The sequence below is a fragment of the Serratia sp. HRI genome, from assembly GCF_010119335.3.
Taxonomy (GTDB): Bacteria; Pseudomonadota; Gammaproteobacteria; order Enterobacterales; family Enterobacteriaceae; genus Serratia; species Serratia nevei.
The window spans coordinates 1,241,613-1,258,423 of record NZ_CP083690.1; the positions used below are offsets into that span (position 1 = coordinate 1,241,613).

Genomic DNA, 16,811 nt, shown 5'->3' on the forward strand with positions numbered 1-16,811 from the left:
TTGTCTATACAGCGTTTTTAGACGCCGCGTATTCTGGTAAACCATGATAAACATCACTTGCGCGGACGAATTGACCGGAATCACGCAAATGACACTCTTATCGCGTTTTTATGCCGGATCCGCTACCTTATGCGGGCAGTTCAGCCCCTTTGTAAGGAAATTTATGCGTAATCGTACCCTGGCCGATCTCGACCGCGTGGTGGCGTTAGGCGGCGGACACGGCCTGGGCCGTGTGATGTCGGCCCTGTCGTCCTTAGGTTCCCGCCTGACCGGCATCGTCACCACCACCGACAACGGCGGTTCCACCGGCCGTATCCGCCGTTCGGAAGGCGGCATTGCCTGGGGCGATACCCGTAACTGTCTCAACCAGCTGATCACCGAACCGAGCGTCGCCTCGGCGATGTTCGAATACCGCTTCAGCGGCAACGGCGAACTGGCCGGCCACAACCTCGGCAACCTGATGCTGAAAGCGCTGGATCACCTGAGCGTGCGCCCGCTGGAAGCGATCAACCTGGTGCGCAGCCTGCTGAAGGTGGACGCGGCGCTGATCCCGATGTCGGAACAGCCGGTGGATTTGATGGCGCACGATCACGAAGGCAATCACGTTTACGGTGAAGTGAATGTCGACCAGCTGGCCCATATGCCCCAGGAACTGATGCTGTCACCGCCGGTCAGCGCCACGCGCGAAGCGCTGGACGCCATCGCGCAGGCCGACGTGATCCTGATCGGGCCGGGCAGTTTCCTCACCAGCCTGATGCCACTGCTGCTGCTGGACGATCTGACCCAGGCACTGCGCCGCAGCAGCGCCAGCATGATCTATATCGGCAACCTCGGTCGCGAGCTGAGCGTGGCCGCCGCGGCGCTGTCGCTACAGGATAAGCTGACGCTGATGGAAGAGAAGATTGGCCGCCGGATGATCGATGCGCTGATCGTCGGCCCGGCGGTGGACGCCAGTGAAGTGCAAGATCGGGTGGTGATTCAACAGCCGCTGGAAGCGAGCGACATCCCCTACAGACACGATCGCCGGCTGCTGCGCCAGGCGCTGGATCGGGCGCTGGTGGCGCTGGCCGATCGCCGCTGATCGAATTTAACCGTCTCGCCCACGCAGCCAGGGATTATCGCTGGCTGGGGCGGGATGGCTGACCATATCGATATACAGGTCTTCCACCTCTTTGCGCGCCCAGGGCGTGCGACGCAAAAACTTCAGGCTGGACTTGATGCTCGGATCGCTGCGGAAGCAGTTGATGCGAATGCGCGCGCCCAGCTCGGACCAACCGTAGTGATCCACCAGTTTATTCAGCAGTTGCTCCAGCGTCACGCCGTGCAGCGGGTCTTTGGACTGGTGTTGGCTCATGTTCGGTACTCTTCGTGGTCAAATCGGGCCGCACACCATAACAGCTTTGGCGCCGCCGACAAGGAATTTTGACGCCCGCAGCGCGGGCGCCATCCAACGGTCAGGAAATCGCGATGAACTGCTCGCGCAGCTGGTGGATCTCGTCGCGCAGCGCAGCGGCCTGTTCGAACTCCAGGTTTTGCGCGTGGGTGTACATTTGCGCCTCCAGATCGCGGATTTTCTGATCCAGCGCTTTCGGCGTGAGGTTCTGAAGCGGCGCGCCGCCGTCCAGCGCCTTGCCTTTGTTCTTGGCGCGGTTGACCGGCTGGCCGATCTGCAGAATATCGCCGATCTTCTTGTTCAGCCCCTGCGGCACGATGCCGTTGGCTTCGTTGTAGGCCTGCTGCTTGGCGCGGCGCCGCTCGGTTTCACCGATCGCCTTGGCCATCGAATCGGTGATGCGATCGCCATACAGGATCGCCTTGCCGTTCAGGTTACGCGCCGCGCGGCCGATGGTCTGGATCAGCGAACGCTCGGAACGCAGGAAGCCTTCCTTGTCGGCGTCCAGAATCGCCACCAGCGACACCTCAGGCATGTCGAGCCCCTCACGCAACAGGTTGATGCCCACCAGCACGTCGAACTCGCCCAGACGCAGGTCACGGATGATTTCGACCCGTTCCACGGTATCGATGTCCGAGTGCAGGTAGCGCACGCGCTCGCCATGCTCCTCCAGGTATTCGGTCAGGTCTTCCGCCATGCGTTTGGTCAGGGTGGTCACCAGCACGCGCTCGTTGATCGCCGCGCGCTTGCGGATCTCGGAGAGCAGATCGTCCACCTGGGTGGCGACCGGCCGCACCTCCACGATCGGATCCAACAGCCCGGTCGGCCGCACCACCTGATCGATCAGATCGCCGCCGGATTTCTCCAGCTCATATTTGCCCGGCGTCGCGGAGACATAAATGGTCTGCGGCGCCAACGCCTCGAACTCCTCGAAGCGCAAGGGGCGGTTATCCAGCGCCGACGGCAGGCGGAAGCCGTACTCCACCAGCGTTTCTTTACGCGCGCGGTCGCCCTTGAACATCGCGCCGATCTGCGGAATGGTGACGTGGGATTCGTCGACCACCAGCAGGCCGTCCGCCGGCAGGTAGTCGAACAGCGTCGGCGGCGGCTCGCCCTCGGCGCGCCCGGACAGGTAGCGCGAGTAGTTTTCGATGCCCGAGCAGTAACCCAGCTCGTTCATCATCTCCAGATCGAACTGGGTACGCTGCGTCAGGCGCTGCTCTTCCAACAGCTTGTTGTTGGCCAACAGCACCTTGCGGCGGTCCGCCAGATCGACCTTGATCTCTTCCATCGCCTGCATGATCCGCTCGCGCGGCGTCACGTAGTGCGATTTCGGGTAGATGGTAAAACGCGGCACCACCTGCTCGATCTGCCCGGTCAGCGGATCGAACAGCGACAGCCGTTCCACTTCGTCGTCGAACAGCTCGACGCGCAGCGCCAGCTCGTCCGACTCCGCCGGGTAAATGTCGATCACCTCGCCGCGCACGCGGAAGGTAGCGCGCTGGAAGGCCTGATCGTTGCGGGAATACTGCAGCTCCGCCAGCCGGCGCAAAATGGATCGTTGATCGATGATCATGCCCTGGGTCAGGTGCAGCATCATCTTCAGGTAAAGATCCGGATCGCCCAGGCCGTAGATCGCCGACACCGACGCCACCACCACCACGTCGCGCCGTTCCAGCAGCGCCTTGGTGGCAGAAAGACGCATCTGCTCGATGTGCTCGTTCACCGAAGCGTCTTTTTCAATGAAGGTGTCGGAGCTGGGCACATAGGCTTCAGGCTGGTAGTAGTCGTAGTAGGAGACGAAATATTCCACCGCATTCTCCGGGAAAAACTCTTTCATCTCGCCGTACAGCTGCGCCGCCAGCGTCTTGTTCGGCGCCAGCACCATGGTCGGCCGATTCAGATCGGCTATCACGTTGGCGATGGTGAATGTCTTGCCCGAACCGGTGACCCCCAGCAGCGTCTGGTGCGCCAGGCCGTCTTCCAGCCCCTCTTCCAGCTTGCGGATGGCTTCAGGCTGATCGCCGGCCGGTTTGAACTCTGAATGCAGTTTGAAAAGTTTACTCATTGCTCGGCTACCCTGTGGAGATGCGCGCGCTCAGGCGGCCAGCCGGCTCTGCGCCGGGCATGGCCCCTAATTATGGAAAGTGTCGGCGATTTGCGCCAGTGCCCATGATACTGGATATAAAACCAGCTTCAAGCGGATTCGTCACCGGGATCGACGCCGCAGCAACGCCGCTGCACCGTGGCGTTACAGCCCGGTGACATTTTTATTGTCAATAACAGATTTATCCCCAGAACTTGCCGCGAATTAACTTATTGATAGCACGGCGTCGAAAAATCATACATAGAGGCCTGATCAATACCCCCGTGTCTTGATTTTAATTAAATTATTGATATTTAATAATATTAATAAAAAGACGAGAATGCGGACAAAGCGAACAGAACCCGCGTCGGCTCTCGCTTTACAGCGTTTTTCTAAATCTAATACACAAGGTTATCCACAGGAATAGTGGATAACTCTCACCGCCCCGCCCGGGGCGGGAGTTACAGAAAGAAAGCTTTTCGCCCTTTACACTCGCCAAAATGCCTTTTTTAGTTATTTTTTCATAAAAATATCGCTTTGTTTATGCCGATTAATACTAAAAATCCCCATTGCCAAAATCGCATTGGCCCCTTTCACGCGGATCGCGCTTGACGGCAGCGCAACGCCTTGCACCATGCCCTGACCAAAGAGCACCACAAGAGTGCAAAAAACGTCCGGGTTAACTTCCCCGCGTATTTTCGGGCCGCCACGGCAGCGCGTGTCAGGCCTGACGTGTGGTTAACAAGGTGATAACAACCCCCGTTTTCACCCGGCGGCAAAACTGGCCTGAGAGTTGCTTTATCTTCCTGCGTATAAACGCGGTGCGGCAACATGATGCGCTGCCTGTCGCGACGCGTAATCTCCGCGGTGCTATCGCCCGTAAAAGCGCAAGAACGACACCAAGTCGTCACAAGCGTCGTTTTTAACGACATATTGACTGTCATTCCGTCCACCGCAGACCTTGCTCTGGCTCATCGGACGGACGGCATTTTGTTCCAGACATTGCCACACTCGGGAAATCCGCCGCGCATGCGGCCTTTGCAGTCCCCCGCCAACGAGTGAAACGGGCGTCTATGAGGAGAATGCCAAATGCTGAGCCTGAGATCGGTCAATCAATTTTACGGGCAGAACCACACCCTGTGGGACATCAACCTGGAGCTGCCGCGCGGCCAGTGCACCGTGCTGCTCGGCCGCAACGGCGTGGGCAAGACCACGCTGGTCAACTGCATTATGGGGCATGTGCCGGTGGTGAGCGGCAGCATGACCTGGCAGCCGGCGGATCAGCCGCCGCAAAACCTGTTGCTGCAGCCGATGGAGCGCCGCGCCGCGCTGGGCATCAGCCACGTGCCCCAGGGGCGGCAGCTCTTCTCGCAGCTGAGCGTGGAGGAGAATCTGCAGGTGGCACAAATGGCCGGGCGCGGCGCCCCTCGCCGCATTCCGCCGCTGATCTACAGCCTGTTTCCCCATTTGCGCCAGATGCGGGCACGCCGCGCCGGCGATCTTTGCGTGGGCGCCCAACGCCAGCTGGCGATTGGTCGGGCGCTGGCCCAGGAGCCGGCGCTGCTGATCCTCGACGAACCGACGGCGGGCGTCCCCCCCTCGATCGCCGCCGATATCGGCAACGTGATCCGCCGACTCAACCGCGAATTGGGCATGACCATTTTACTGGTGGAGCATCAGCTGCCGTTCGTGCGCCGGGTGGCGGACCGTTTTTGCCTGTTGGACAGCGGGCGCACGGTGGCGCACGGCGCGCTGGCGCAGCTGGATGAGGCGTTGATCGGCGCCGGGCTGGCAGAGTGAGCGTTCAGGTTAGCGATTAGGTTGCTGTTGTATCAGTCACGGCCGGTCTGCGCCCAATAGGCATGGGCCCGCCGTCTTTTCATACTCGATAGGGGTCACACCGACACCATAATATCGAGGGATGTAAGCATGACAGACAACAACGCGGCATTTATTCAATACGCGGATTTGCGCAACAAAAACTGGAGCCTGCAGGAACGACTCAATGTCGAAGGTATTTATGTCAGCTCACGTGATGAACTGGTCAGTGCGCAGGATTTCATCATCAACACGTTAAAACGCCCGACGATCGTCAGATTCGCCGCGCCTTTTGCCACCTGGACCGCGCCGAAAACCGATATCAATGTCGGCTTCGTTTATCTTGACGGCAACGGCGTCAGCATCAACGCCATCATCCCCAACGGCACGGAAAGCGACCATAACTATTTCCTGCGTTGCTATACCAGCAGCGGCGCACTGGATAACAACGTTCCTATTCGACCGGCGCCGATCTTAAAAGATTTCACCGTCAAAGGCATTGGCGCCAAAATTAACAAAGGCAAGGATGAAACCCCGACCGAATACAACTACACCGATGGTATCCGTTTCCATTCGCCTGAAGGGCCGCTGGGCAACTTCTCGGTCAATAACGTCTATGTTTCCGGCTTCTACTACGGCCTGTATTATGGCACCAATGCCTATATCGCCCACCACTATGCTTGTGAAGTCATCCGCTGTTTTGAAAGTCTGCATATGCCCTCAACGAGCAGCGGAGCCCAAAACTTCGGTGAAGGTATCAACTTCTTCGGCGGCACCCTCGGCAATTCCCAGGGGTTGGCCGTTCGCAACGCCAACCCCAACGGCGCCTTCCGCCTGTTCGGCACCTCGATCGACTATGCAGGTTCGATAGCCTACGTCGAAGCTGGTAGCATTGAGCTGCATGGCTGCCATATGGAATTCAACAACGGCAATAGCCCGCTCACGGATATCCCCTTCCGCTGCAGCGCCAATCAAAACGCATCGCTGTTGATTCACGGCGGCGAAATCATCGTCGCCGGCGGCCGACTGGCGCAAGCGTCGCTGTTTTATGCCGAGACCGGCAGTAGCGGGATTATCGTCGACAGCGTGAAGTTCTATGGCGTAAGAACCGCCAGCGGTCGCTATTTCAGCGGTACCGGTGACTTTGTCATCGCCAATAGCCGACTGGATGGCGGTGGGGGTGGCGCCGGGATCCAGACGCTGGTCGGCGCCGTGAATAACAAACTCAAAGACGGCGATTTCGCCTTTTTCGCCAAACCGTTCGGCTGGGAAGTGACCGGCGGCACGATCGACGATCCCTTTACCTCAGACGCGGTGACTATCGGTATCGAAGCCGGCGCGGGCATCGGCGGCGGCAACGCCCTGAAAGTGAGCAAATTGGGCAACGCCAATACCAACGCCGGGGTGAGAGTGAGCGTGCCCGTCGCGCAATATGAACAGCTGGGTGCCTGTTTTACCCTGAAAACGGTCAACGGCGGCACCGGCAATCTGTTTGCGACGCTACAGTACGCCTGTATTCAGGAGCATGCGGACAACGGCATCTCGATCGTCGCCAAAGCCGCGCCGGCAGCCTGGGATGCCGTCATGAAAGCCGATGCTTACACCGAGTACGCCGAATATCGTTTCAACGCCAATCGGCGAAAAGTCCCGGTCTGGGCGACCCATGTCATCCTGACGTTCAACCTGTTTGCCCTGGCGAAAAATGGCGTGCTTTATCTCGATAACGCCTGCATTACCGCCATGTAAAAGCCAACGCCGGATCATAAGACCCGGCGTTGTTACCAATCAGCCAAAACCCCTCACTGCGCCAGCAGGCTGATATCCAGATACTGCCCCAGCGGCGCCCGCTCGGCCTGCGGCAGATGCGGGATTTCGCCCAGCAGCGGCGCCGGCAGCATACGGCGCAGCGTGGCCAGGTATTCCTGATGCCGCCGTCCCGGCGGCGTCACGTCGTTGGCAATCCAACCGGCCAGCATCAGCCCCGCCTGTTGTACCGCCTGCGCCGTCAGCACCGCGTGGTTGATACAGCCCAGTTTAATGCCCACCACCAGGATCACCGGCAGCTGCTCCTGCTGCACCCAGTCGGCGAAGGTGTACTGCGCCGACAGCGGGGTAAACCACCCGCCCGCGCCCTCGACCAGCACCCAGTCGGCGCGCTGCTCCAACCGGCGCAGGCCGTCGGACAGCCGCGCCGCCTCGATCGGCCGGCCTTCATCGGCGCTGACGATATGCGGCGAGGTCGGTTCGGCAAAAACGTAAGGGTTCACTTCGTCGTAGCGGAGCGCCACGCCGCTGTTGGCCTGCAGCGCCAGCGCGTCGCCGTTGCGCAGCCCCTCGGTGGTCATCTCGCTGCCGGAAGCTACCGGCTTATAACCGGCGCTGCGGTAGCCCGCCCGGTTGGCGGCCTGCAGCAAGGCGCTGCTGGCGACGGTTTTTCCGACTTCGGTATCGGTGCCGGTCACGAACCAACGTTTAATCACGATAAATCACTCCATAAACCAGATGATAGCTGAGCGGGAATTGCCCCTGCCGGCACGGGTAAGCCGCCTGCAGCGCGGCGAGACGGCCACGCGACATCAGGCCGCCCTCGCGCCCCTGATGCAGGTGCGTGGCCCCGATGCCCTTGAGCGAACGCATCAGCGTCATCACGTCCGGGTAGTTCAGGGTGCGCAGCTCCGTGACCAGCTCGTGCCGATAGTCAGCACAGGCGGCGCGGATCTGCGCCAGCGGCAGGAAAGCGTTCACGTGGCGCTCGCCGTCTACCTGTTGCCAGGCGTCCCCCAGTTCCTGCAGCGATCCCGCCGACAGCGTGGAAAACAGGATCGCGCCGCCGGGGCGGGTCACGCGATACAGCTCCGCCAGCGCGGCGGGCAGATCGCTGCACCACTGCACCACCAGGCTGCTGAAACAGATGTCCATCGCCGCATCGGGCAGCGGCACCTGTTCGATATCACCCAGCAGATAATGGTGCGCCGCCTGCCGTTGGCGGGCGACGTCCAGCATGCCCGGCGCCAGATCGAGCGCGGTCACCTGCTTGCCGCGCTCGCGCCACAGGCGGCTGAAATAGCCGGTGCCGCAGCCGGCATCCAGCAGCCGTTCACCCGGATGGGCACTCCCCATCCCCAGTAAGCGCTCGCCAACGTCTCGCTGCAGCGCGGCGGCGGCGTCGTAGCTGCCGGCGGCGCGGCTGAAGGCCGAAGCGACCGCCTGTTTGTTCACCGCGTCATTGGCTGACGTCATGCAATACCTCCAGCAGGCGATCGATGTCCTGCGGCTGATGCGCCGCCGTCAGGGTGATGCGCAGCCGCGCGCCGCCCGGCGGCACCGTCGGTGGGCGGATGGCGCTCACCCACAGCCCGCGCTCGCGCAGGCGGGTCGCCAGATCGAGCGCGCGTTGATTGTCCCCCACCAGCAGCGGCTGGATGGCGGTGTCGGAATCCGTCAGGGTTAGCGCCAGCGGCGCCGCGCCCTGGCGGAAACGGCAGATGTTGTCCTGCAGCCGGGCGCGCAGTTCATCCCCCTCTCGAATGCAGGCCAGCGCCGCCTGCAGCGCACAGGCCTGCGCCGGCGGCATCGCGGTGCTGTAGATCAGATGGCGGGCGAACTGCAGCAGATACTCGGCGGTCGCCTCATCGCACAGCACCGCCGCGCCGCTGACGCCGAACGCCTTGCCGAAGGTCGCCACCAGCAGTTCAGGGCGCACGCCCTGCTGCCAGCAGCTGCCGCGGCCTTGCTCGCCGCGCACGCCGACGCCGTGGGCATCGTCCACCATCAGCCAGGCGCCCGCCGCGCGGGTTAAGCGATGCAGTTCCACCAACGGTGCGCCGTCGCCGTCCATGCTGAACACCCCTTCGGTCACCGCCAGCCGCTGCCCTTCACAGGGTTTGGCCAGCAGATCCGCCAGCGCCTGCGGCTGATTGTGCTGGAAGCGGCGCAGCTCGGCCGGCGACTGCGCCGCCGCCTCCAGCAGCGAGGCGTGGCTGAGGCGATCGGCTAAAATGCGATCGCCTTTCTGCATCAACGCCGCCAGCACCGCCTGGTTGGCGGCGTAACCGGAGATGAACAGCAGCGCGCGCGGATAGCCGAGCCACTCCGCCAGTTGCTCCTCCAGCGCCTGATGCGCTGCGCAAAAGCCGGTGACGTGGCCCGAACCGCCGCTGCCGACGCCGTAACGCTGCGCGCCCTGCTGCCAGGCGGCGATCACCCGCGCATCCTGGCTCAGCCCCAGGTAGTCGTTGCCGGAGAAGTTCAGGTAGAGACGATCGCCAAGCCGGATCTGGCGGCCGTTGCCGCCCTCGGTGGTCTGTCGCCGACGGTAGGCGGCGTTCAGGCGCCGCTCTGCCAGCGCCTGCTCGATGCGTTGTGGCCAGCTCATCACGGCGCCGCGTTGTAAAACTCGGCGGTATCGGCGTTCAGCAGCTGCTTAGCCAGCGCCTGCTGTTGCTGGTTGTCGCCGTGTTCGGTGGCGGTCTGCTGCGGGTTCAGCCCCAGCTTGCGGAACAGCTGCAGGTCTTTGTCTTCTTCCGGGTTCGGCGTGGTCAGCAGTTTGCAGCCGTAGAAGATCGAGTTGGCGCCGGCCATGAAGCACATCGCCTGCGTTTGTTCGTTCATCTGTTCACGGCCGGCGGAGAGGCGAACATAAGAAGACGGCATCATGATGCGCGCCACCGCGATGGTGCGGATAAAGTCAAACGGATCGACGTCGTCGTTATCCGCCAGCGGCGTGCCTTTTACCTTCACCAACATGTTGATCGGCACGCTCTCCGGCGGCTTCGGCAGGTTGGCCAGCTGCACCAGCAGCCCGGCGCGGTCGCGCACCGTTTCACCCAGCCCGACGATGCCGCCGGAGCATACTTTGATGCCGGCGTCGCGCACTTTGTCGAGCGTATCCAGGCGTTCCTGGTAGCTGCGGGTGGTGATGATGCTGCCGTAAAACTCCGGCGAGGTATCGAGGTTATGGTTGTAATAATCCAGCCCGGCTTCCGCCAGCCGCTCGGCCTGAGTGCCGTCAAGCGTGCCCAGCGTCATGCAGGTTTCCATGCCCATCGCTTTCACGCCCTGCACCATCTGCTGCAGATAAGGCATATCGCGCTCGTGCGGGTTCTTCCACGCCGCGCCCATGCAAAAACGGGTCGAGCCGTTCGCCTTGGCCTTGCGCGCCGATTCCAGCACCTGCTCGACCTGCATCAACCGCTCCGACTCCAGACCGGTCTTGTAGCGCGAGCTTTGCGGGCAGTATTTGCAGTCTTCCGGGCAAGCGCCGGTCTTGATCGACAGCAGCGTGCTGACCTGCACCTGACGCGGGTCAAAGTGCTGGCGGTGTACGGTTTGCGCTTCGAACAGCAGTTCAAGCAGAGGTTTATCAAACAGGGCCTGGGCTTGCCCTACTGTCCAGTGAATGCGATCGGCCATCATGGCGTCTCCAAAACGAAAAAGTGTCGCCAGTTTAAATATTGTGGATATACTGTCAACCAATCTTGATTCAATTTGGTTTACAAGCATGTCTGTCACCGCTTCCGACCTGGCGTTTGACCAACGTCATATCTGGCACCCCTACACCTCCATGAGCCACCCGTTACCCTGTTACCCGATCGAGTCGGCCAGCGGCGTCGAGCTGCAGCTGGCGGACGGCCGGCGTCTGGTGGACGGTATGTCCTCCTGGTGGGCGGCGATCCACGGTTACAACCACCCGCGCCTGAATCAGGCCGCCAGCCGGCAGCTGGAGAAGATGTCGCACGTGATGTTCGGCGGTATTACCCATCCGGCCGCCATCTCGCTGTGCCGCCGGTTAGTGGCGATGACGCCGGAAGCGCTGCAGTGCGTGTTCCTGGCGGATTCCGGTTCGGTGGCGGTGGAAGTGTCGCTGAAGATGGCGCTGCAGTATTGGCAGGCGCGCGGTGAGCGCCGGCAGCGCATCCTGACGCTGCGCCACGGCTATCACGGCGATACCTTCGGCGCGATGTCGGTCTGCGATCCGGACAACTCGATGCACAGCCTCTATCAGGGCTACCTGGCGCCGCACCTGTTCGCCACCGCGCCGCAGTGCCGCTTCGACGAGGAATGGCGCGAAGAGGACATCGCGCCGTTCGCCGCGCTGCTGGAGCAGCACGCCGGTGAAGTGGCGGCGGTGATCCTGGAACCGGTGGTGCAAGGCGCCGGCGGCATGCGTATCTACCACCCGACCTACCTCAAGCGGGTGCGCGAGCTGTGCGATCGCCATCAGGTGCTGCTGATCGCCGACGAGATAGCCACCGGCTTCGGCCGCACCGGCAAGCTGTTCGCCTGCGAGCACGCACAGGTGGTGCCGGACATTCTCTGCCTGGGCAAGGCGCTGACCGGCGGCTACATGACGCTGTCCGCCACCCTGACCACCCGCCATGTGGCGGAGACCATCAGCAACGGCGCGGCCGGCTGCTTTATGCACGGCCCAACCTTTATGGGCAACCCGCTGGCCTGCGCGGTGGCGGACGCCAGCCTGGCGCTGCTGGCGGAAAATCGCTGGCAGGCGCAGGTGAACGCCATCGAAGCCCAGCTGCAACAGGAACTGCTGCCGCTCGCGGCGCTGCCGAAGGTGGCGGACGTGCGGGTGCTGGGCGCGATTGGGGTGGTGGAGATGCGTGAACCGGTGGACGTCGCCGAGCTGCAGCGCGGATTCGTCGAACGCGGGGTGTGGATCCGGCCGTTCGGCAAGCTGATTTACCTGATGCCGCCTTACATCATCGAAGCGGAACAGCTCAGCCGCCTGACCGCCGCCGTCGCCGCCGCCGCGCGTTAATGCCTTACCAATGCTGGTCCAGATAGCGGGCCAGCAATCCCAGACACAGCAGCCAAAGTAAAATGATCATCGCCGCCGCCATGCGGCCGGTGGGGTTATCGACGCGCTTTTGCGCCTTCTCGCGCAGCTCGGCCATCAGCGGCTTGGGGATCAGGCGCACCGCCAGCATGATGCCCAACGGCACGATGATTACGTCATCCAGATAGCCCAGCACCGGAATGAAGTCCGGGATCAGATCGATCGGCGAGATCGCATAGCCGGCCACCAGCAGCGCGATCAGTTTGGCGTACCACGGGGTGCGCTTATCACGGGCGGCCAGCCACAGCGCGTAAATATCGCGCTTGATGCTTTTGGCCCAACGGCGCAGCCAGCCGAACCACGGCGTGCGTTTTTTCAGTGAGATCATGATTACTTCATATAAGAACGTAAAACGGTCATCAATTGCTCGATGTCCTGCTCACGCTGCTGCGGCGTAGCGTCCGCGGCAGCCAGATGTTCGCGCACATGCCCTTCCAGCACCTGCGCCATTAAACCGTTGACCGCGCCGCGCACCGCCGCGATCTGCTGCAGAATAGCAGAACACTCACCGCCGCTTTCCAGCGCGCGCTCCAGCGCTTCGGCCTGCCCTTTAATGCGACGCACCCGCGCCAACAGCTTCTTTTGATCTCTGAGAGTATGGCTCATCATTTCCGCCTGATTGTCATTTACTATACTGGGGTATAGTATATTTCAGCACACTACCTTTTGCTGAGGAACTTCACCATGACTTCTCACGCGCCCGCTTTGCACCGCGAGCACAGCCACGTTTTTGACGATGGTAACCCATTGGCTGAAAGAAACACCAGATGGGCGGTAATACTCACCGCCGGTATGATGGCCATCGAGATAGCCGGTGGCTGGCTGTTTAACTCGATGGCATTGCTGGCCGACGGCTGGCATATGAGCTCGCACGCGCTGGCTCTGGGCTTGTCGGTGCTGGCTTACGGCGCCGCACGACGGCTGGCCAAAGACAGCCGCTTCAGCCTCGGCACCTGGAAGATAGAAGTGCTGGCCGGTTACACCAGCGCGGTGTTGTTGGTGCTGGTGGCAGCGCTGATGCTGTTCCAGTCTGCACAGAGGCTGATGAATCCCAGCCCGATTCATTACAACGAAGCCATCGCCATCGGTACGATTGGGCTGGCCGTCAATCTGCTTTGCGCCTGGCTGTTGCGCGGCGGCGGCCACCACCATCATCACGGGGATGACCACGATGACCATCATCATGACCTCAACCTGCGTTCCGCCTATGTCCATGTCCTCGCCGACGCCGCCACTTCGGTGCTGGCTATCGTCGCACTGTTCGGCGGTAAGCTTTGGGGCGCCGTTTGGCTCGATCCCCTGATGGGCATCGTCGGCGCGATGATGGTGGCCGCCTGGGCCTATAGCCTGATGCGCGATAGCGGAAAGATTTTGCTGGATGCCGAAATGGACGCTCCCGTTGCACAAGAGATTCGTCAAACTCTGGCCACTGCCGGCCACTCGCTCACGCTGACCGATTTGCATTTAGGCCGCATCGGCAAAGGAAAGTATCATTGCGTCATCGCCTTGAGCAGCACCGATCGCGCCCTCACCGCCGATCGGGTGCGCCAACTGTTGGCCGCTCATCCCGAACTGGTGCATGTCACCGTCGAGATCAACCGCCCGCCGCTGGCGCAAGGGGTTGTATTGTTCCACCAAAAAGATCTAGCTTAAGGGCTCTGCTTTTATCGCAACTGGGAGTCACTATGGCTTTTCGTTTGTACAGCAACGACCTGCAGGATGGCGGCAAGCTGCCGCAGGCGCAGGTCTTCAACGGCATGGGCTACCACGGCGATAACCTGTCGCCGCACCTCGCCTGGGACGGCGTGCCGGCCGGCACCAAGAGCTTCGTAATCGCCGTTTACGATCCCGATGCCCCAACCGGCTCCGGCTGGTGGCACTGGATCGTGGCCAACATTCCCGCCGACGTGCGCGAGCTGCCGCAGGGCGCGGGCTCCGGCAAAGCCCCGCTGCCCGCCGGCGCACTGCAGACCCGCACCGACTTCGGCTCGGCCGGCTACGGCGGCGCGGCGCCGCCAGAGGGCGAGAGCCACCGCTACCAGTTCACCGTGCATGCGCTGGACGTGGAACAGATCGAGGTGGATGAGGGATCCAGCGGCGCGCTGGTGGGCTTCAACGTCCATTTCCACAGCCTCGGCAGCGCCACGCTGACGGTAACGTTCAACTGATCCCCCGCCAATAAAAAAGGTTCATCGCGCTTTAGCGTGAACCAATAGAAAACGGCAGTCAGAACGTTTAGGTTTGTATTCGCCAAAACACACCCTAAACCTTCAAAACTGCCGTCACTATGAATGCTAACCTTTGCTCCCTGTTCTGGGAAGGCTTTATCGTCAATTCCTTCTCGCATCCTTCTGCCAACTCCCTGCTTATCCAGCTCCAGCCTGACGCTGCCGTCATGCCCTGTTGTCGTCGTTGTGAGCGGCGGGTGCCTGTTGTGCATGATGTTTCCTTCCGCCGAGTGCGTGAACGCCAGCTGCTTGATTGGGTCGTCTGGCTCAACGTCCCCGTCCGGCGCCTGTGTTGCCCCCATTGCGGGGTCACCACCGAAAAAATCAGCTGGTTGCCTGAACGCCAGAGATATACCACGACGCTATCCGTATGGGTTGAGTCATTGACCCGTTTACTGCCGATTAAGCACGTTGCACAACTCACCGGCCTGCACTGGCATACGGTCAAGAATATCGACTACCGGCGTCTGCTGCGGGAACGGACAGAGCCGCAGCGCCATACCCTCCGCCGTCTGGTGATGGATGAGTTCGCCCTGTTCAAAGGACATCGTTATGCCACCGTGGTGATGGATGCGGATACGCAACAGGTGTTGTGGGTGGGCGAAGGCCGCAGCAGAGCGGCCTTCCGCCCCTTCTTCGTCTGGCTGGGCGCTGAAGGCTGTGCCGCTATCCAGTCTGTCGCCATGGATATGAATACGGCGTTAGACCTGGAGGTCAGGCATCACTGCCCGCAGGCGGAAGTGGTCTATGACTTGTTCCATGTGGTGGCAAAGTATGGCCGGGAGGTTATCGACCGGGTCCGCGTCGACCAGGCCAATCAACTCCGTGATAACCCAAAATCGCGTCAGGTCATCAAACGCAGCCGCTGGCTGCTGCTGCGCAACCCAGAAAACCTGCCCGAAGGGCATGAGGTAAAGCTCACGGCGTTGCTGGAGGCGAATCAGCCGTTGAATGTGGTCTGGCTGATGAAAACAGCGCTGAAAGAACTGTGGTACGCCCCGAGTGAACAAGAGGCGCAGAGACGCTGGGTAAGCTGGTACAGGCAGTCTCAGGAAAGCGGAATCAAGGCGTTGCAACACTTCGCCGAGAAACTGAAAGGGTATGCCGGTGGCATCATCGCGAGTGCCAGACACAGGTTGAATACCAGCGTGCTGGAAGGGATGAACAATAAGATAAAAGTGATGAAGCGGATGGCCTATGGATACCGGGATAACGCTTACTTCTTCCTGAAAATCAAAGCAGCGTTCCCCGGTAAAGCGCGATGAACCATAAAAAAGCGCGATTCAACCGAACCGCGCTTTTTCCATACTCGTCTGACCGCCGAATTACTTCGCCAGCACGCTCACCCACATCGGGCCTTTGCCCACCGGATAACGCGCCAGCGTGGTCAGCTCACCGCTGCGCTGATCAATCTCATGCACCGCGATGTGACCGGATTTCTGGCCGGACGAAATCACGAAGCGGCCGCTGTGATCGATGTTAAAACCGCGCGGCTGCGCTTCGGTCGGATGATAGCCGACCACGCTCAGCGTGCCGCCGTCTTCGGAAACGCTGAAGATGGTCAGAATGCTGGCGGTGCGATCGCTGGTGTACAGGAAGCGGCCGTTCGGCGTGATGTGGATGTCCGCCGCCCAGCGGGTGCCGTCGAAGTCGGCCGGCATGATGTCCAGCGTCTGCGTCACGGTGTAGTGGCCGCCGTTTTCCGAGATGGCCAGCACGTCCACCGTACCGTCCAGCTCATTGACGCAGTAGGCGAACTTGTCGTTGTGGTGGAACGCCATATGACGCGGCCCGGCGCCGGCGGCGGTCGCCACCGCTTCCTGCGCGTGCGGCGTCAGCTGGCCCGCCAGGCTCAGGTTGAACAGGCGGATGCGGTCTTCTTTCAGGCAAGGCACCAGCACCAGCTGGTTGGTCGGATCGATGTTCGCCGAGTGCGGCGCGGTCAGGCCGTCGATCTGCTGAATAGGCGCCGTCACCACGCCGTCGTGGCCGATCGGGCTGATGCTGGCGCAGTTGCCGCTGTAGGAGGCGGAGAACAGGTAACGCCCCTGCAAATCGGTGGAGATATGGGTCGGGCTGCCCGGCAGCGGCGCCATGCCGGCCTGCTGCAGCGTGCCGTCCGCCTCGATGCGGTAGCTGACGATGCCGAACGCCGGGCGTACGCCGACGTACAGGTGGGTCTTGTCCGGATGAAGGGTCATCGGCTGCACCTGGCCCGGCACGTCAACGGTTTGCAGCAGCGCCAGCGCGCCGGCATCGTCCAACTGCCAAACGTGGATCTGCTGGCTCTCCGGGCTGGCGACATAAACGATTTGCTTCATGTGTTCTCCTTGCAAAGGGTAAAAGAGGAACCGGTTTCAGGCCGTTCGATTGCCCCTAGCTTACCGCACATCCGTCGCATGGCAACCCCGCTTAGCACCGGAAGCTCACGCG

16 protein-coding genes are annotated in these 16,811 nt (G+C 61.5%); 7 read left to right on the forward strand and 9 right to left on the reverse strand.

The genetic code is table 11. The features are described 5' to 3' along the window. Nucleotides 1-163: 163 nt before the first annotated feature. Nucleotides 164-1,081: a uridine diphosphate-N-acetylglucosamine-binding protein YvcK gene (yvcK, locus tag GF111_RS06050; protein ID WP_110597301.1), complete on the forward strand. Its 918-nt coding sequence runs from the start codon at nucleotides 164-166 to the stop codon at nucleotides 1,079-1,081. Nucleotides 1,082-1,087: 6 nt separating this feature from the next. Here the strand turns inward: yvcK and GF111_RS06055 are convergent, their stop codons facing one another. Together GF111_RS06055 and uvrB are read right to left on the reverse strand one after the other, a co-directional pair. Beyond that, nucleotides 1,088-1,354, reverse strand: a complete 267-nt coding sequence (locus tag GF111_RS06055) for a VF530 family DNA-binding protein (RefSeq protein ID WP_004939783.1) — start codon at nucleotides 1,352-1,354, stop codon at nucleotides 1,088-1,090. Between the two features lie 100 nt (nucleotides 1,355-1,454). Next, complete coding sequence (uvrB, locus tag GF111_RS06060) at nucleotides 1,455-3,461, reverse strand: excinuclease ABC subunit UvrB (RefSeq protein ID WP_080490949.1); 2,007 nt, start codon at nucleotides 3,459-3,461, stop codon at nucleotides 1,455-1,457. A 1,107-nt stretch (nucleotides 3,462-4,568) separates the two neighbouring features. Between uvrB and GF111_RS06065 the strand changes: the two genes are divergently transcribed. Together GF111_RS06065 and GF111_RS06070 are read left to right on the forward strand one after the other, a co-directional pair. After that, nucleotides 4,569-5,279, forward strand: coding sequence for an ATP-binding cassette domain-containing protein (locus GF111_RS06065; RefSeq protein ID WP_041033958.1), 711 nt, complete (start codon nucleotides 4,569-4,571; stop codon nucleotides 5,277-5,279). A 129-nt stretch (nucleotides 5,280-5,408) separates the two neighbouring features. Then, entirely contained in the window at nucleotides 5,409-7,043 is a 1,635-nt protein-coding gene (locus GF111_RS06070) for a hypothetical protein (RefSeq protein ID WP_055316121.1), read from the forward strand. A 53-nt stretch (nucleotides 7,044-7,096) separates the two neighbouring features. Here GF111_RS06070 and bioD read toward each other — a convergent pair whose 3' ends face one another. The 4 genes from bioD to bioB are packed head-to-tail and all read right to left on the reverse strand — an operon-like array spanning nucleotide 7,097 to nucleotide 10,709. Beyond that, the gene (bioD, locus tag GF111_RS06075) at nucleotides 7,097-7,777 is read right to left on the reverse strand and encodes a dethiobiotin synthase (RefSeq protein ID WP_080490948.1); all 681 of its coding nucleotides are present in this window, start codon (nucleotides 7,775-7,777) and stop codon (nucleotides 7,097-7,099) included. Continuing rightward, nucleotides 7,770-8,537 (reverse strand): malonyl-ACP O-methyltransferase BioC, encoded by a 768-nt coding sequence (gene bioC, locus GF111_RS06080; protein WP_055313601.1) that lies wholly within the window; start codon nucleotides 8,535-8,537, stop codon nucleotides 7,770-7,772. The genes bioD and bioC overlap by 8 nt, the downstream gene beginning before the upstream one ends. Further along, on the reverse strand, nucleotides 8,521-9,672 hold the full coding sequence (gene bioF / locus GF111_RS06085) for an 8-amino-7-oxononanoate synthase (protein ID WP_048232974.1): 1,152 nt from the start codon (nucleotides 9,670-9,672) through the stop codon (nucleotides 8,521-8,523). Before bioF ends, bioC begins: the two co-directional genes overlap by 17 nt. After that, nucleotides 9,672-10,709: a biotin synthase BioB gene (gene bioB / locus GF111_RS06090; RefSeq protein WP_038870977.1), complete on the reverse strand. Its 1,038-nt coding sequence runs from the start codon at nucleotides 10,707-10,709 to the stop codon at nucleotides 9,672-9,674. The genes bioF and bioB overlap by 1 nt, the downstream gene beginning before the upstream one ends. An 88-nt stretch (nucleotides 10,710-10,797) precedes the next feature. Between bioB and bioA the strand changes: the two genes are divergently transcribed. Next, nucleotides 10,798-12,072, forward strand: a complete 1,275-nt coding sequence (gene bioA, locus GF111_RS06095) for an adenosylmethionine--8-amino-7-oxononanoate transaminase (protein ID WP_047728422.1) — start codon at nucleotides 10,798-10,800, stop codon at nucleotides 12,070-12,072. Nucleotides 12,073-12,076: 4 nt separating this feature from the next. On the opposite strand, the gene GF111_RS06100 is transcribed toward bioA, so the two are convergent. Beyond that, entirely contained in the window at nucleotides 12,077-12,478 is a 402-nt protein-coding gene (locus GF111_RS06100; protein WP_038870940.1) for a YkvA family protein, read from the reverse strand. A gap of 2 nt (nucleotides 12,479-12,480) precedes the next feature. Continuing rightward, nucleotides 12,481-12,756 carry a metal/formaldehyde-sensitive transcriptional repressor gene (locus tag GF111_RS06105; protein ID WP_047728423.1) on the reverse strand — a complete coding sequence of 92 codons (276 nt, stop codon included), beginning with the start codon at nucleotides 12,754-12,756 and terminating at the stop codon, nucleotides 12,481-12,483. Nucleotides 12,757-12,834: 78 nt separating this feature from the next. On the opposite strand from GF111_RS06105, the gene dmeF reads away from it, so the two are divergent. From dmeF to GF111_RS06120, 3 genes are all read left to right on the forward strand, one after another. After that, nucleotides 12,835-13,803: a CDF family Co(II)/Ni(II) efflux transporter DmeF gene (gene dmeF / locus GF111_RS06110; RefSeq protein ID WP_071890428.1), complete on the forward strand. Its 969-nt coding sequence runs from the start codon at nucleotides 12,835-12,837 to the stop codon at nucleotides 13,801-13,803. A gap of 32 nt (nucleotides 13,804-13,835) precedes the next feature. Beyond that, nucleotides 13,836-14,318, forward strand: a complete 483-nt coding sequence (locus tag GF111_RS06115; protein WP_047728429.1) for a kinase inhibitor — start codon at nucleotides 13,836-13,838, stop codon at nucleotides 14,316-14,318. Nucleotides 14,319-14,437: 119 nt separating this feature from the next. After that, nucleotides 14,438-15,643, forward strand: a complete 1,206-nt coding sequence (locus GF111_RS06120) for an ISL3 family transposase (RefSeq protein WP_047728432.1) — start codon at nucleotides 14,438-14,440, stop codon at nucleotides 15,641-15,643. A gap of 60 nt (nucleotides 15,644-15,703) precedes the next feature. Here the strand turns inward: GF111_RS06120 and pgl are convergent, their stop codons facing one another. Further along, nucleotides 15,704-16,699 (reverse strand): 6-phosphogluconolactonase, encoded by a 996-nt coding sequence (gene pgl, locus GF111_RS06125; protein WP_038870945.1) that lies wholly within the window; start codon nucleotides 16,697-16,699, stop codon nucleotides 15,704-15,706. Nucleotides 16,700-16,811: the final 112 nt, after the last annotated feature.

Coding starts and splice junctions, on each gene's coding strand:
- GF111_RS06100 (WP_038870940.1), bottom strand. CDS start 12,478: ATGATCTCACTGAAAAAACGCACGCCGTGGTTCGGCTGGCTGCGCCGT.
- pgl (WP_038870945.1), bottom strand. CDS start 16,699: ATGAAGCAAATCGTTTATGTCGCCAGCCCGGAGAGCCAGCAGATCCAC.
- GF111_RS06120 (WP_047728432.1), top strand. CDS start 14,438: ATGAATGCTAACCTTTGCTCCCTGTTCTGGGAAGGCTTTATCGTCAAT.
- GF111_RS06065 (WP_041033958.1), top strand. CDS start 4,569: ATGCTGAGCCTGAGATCGGTCAATCAATTTTACGGGCAGAACCACACC.
- bioA (WP_047728422.1), top strand. CDS start 10,798: ATGTCTGTCACCGCTTCCGACCTGGCGTTTGACCAACGTCATATCTGG.
- GF111_RS06055 (WP_004939783.1), bottom strand. CDS start 1,354: ATGAGCCAACACCAGTCCAAAGACCCGCTGCACGGCGTGACGCTGGAG.
- GF111_RS06070 (WP_055316121.1), top strand. CDS start 5,409: ATGACAGACAACAACGCGGCATTTATTCAATACGCGGATTTGCGCAAC.
- bioC (WP_055313601.1), bottom strand. CDS start 8,537: ATGACGTCAGCCAATGACGCGGTGAACAAACAGGCGGTCGCTTCGGCC.
- bioB (WP_038870977.1), bottom strand. CDS start 10,709: ATGGCCGATCGCATTCACTGGACAGTAGGGCAAGCCCAGGCCCTGTTT.
- GF111_RS06105 (WP_047728423.1), bottom strand. CDS start 12,756: ATGAGCCATACTCTCAGAGATCAAAAGAAGCTGTTGGCGCGGGTGCGT.
- bioF (WP_048232974.1), bottom strand. CDS start 9,672: ATGAGCTGGCCACAACGCATCGAGCAGGCGCTGGCAGAGCGGCGCCTG.
- yvcK (WP_110597301.1), top strand. CDS start 164: ATGCGTAATCGTACCCTGGCCGATCTCGACCGCGTGGTGGCGTTAGGC.
- GF111_RS06115 (WP_047728429.1), top strand. CDS start 13,836: ATGGCTTTTCGTTTGTACAGCAACGACCTGCAGGATGGCGGCAAGCTG.
- uvrB (WP_080490949.1), bottom strand. CDS start 3,461: ATGAGTAAACTTTTCAAACTGCATTCAGAGTTCAAACCGGCCGGCGAT.
- dmeF (WP_071890428.1), top strand. CDS start 12,835: ATGACTTCTCACGCGCCCGCTTTGCACCGCGAGCACAGCCACGTTTTT.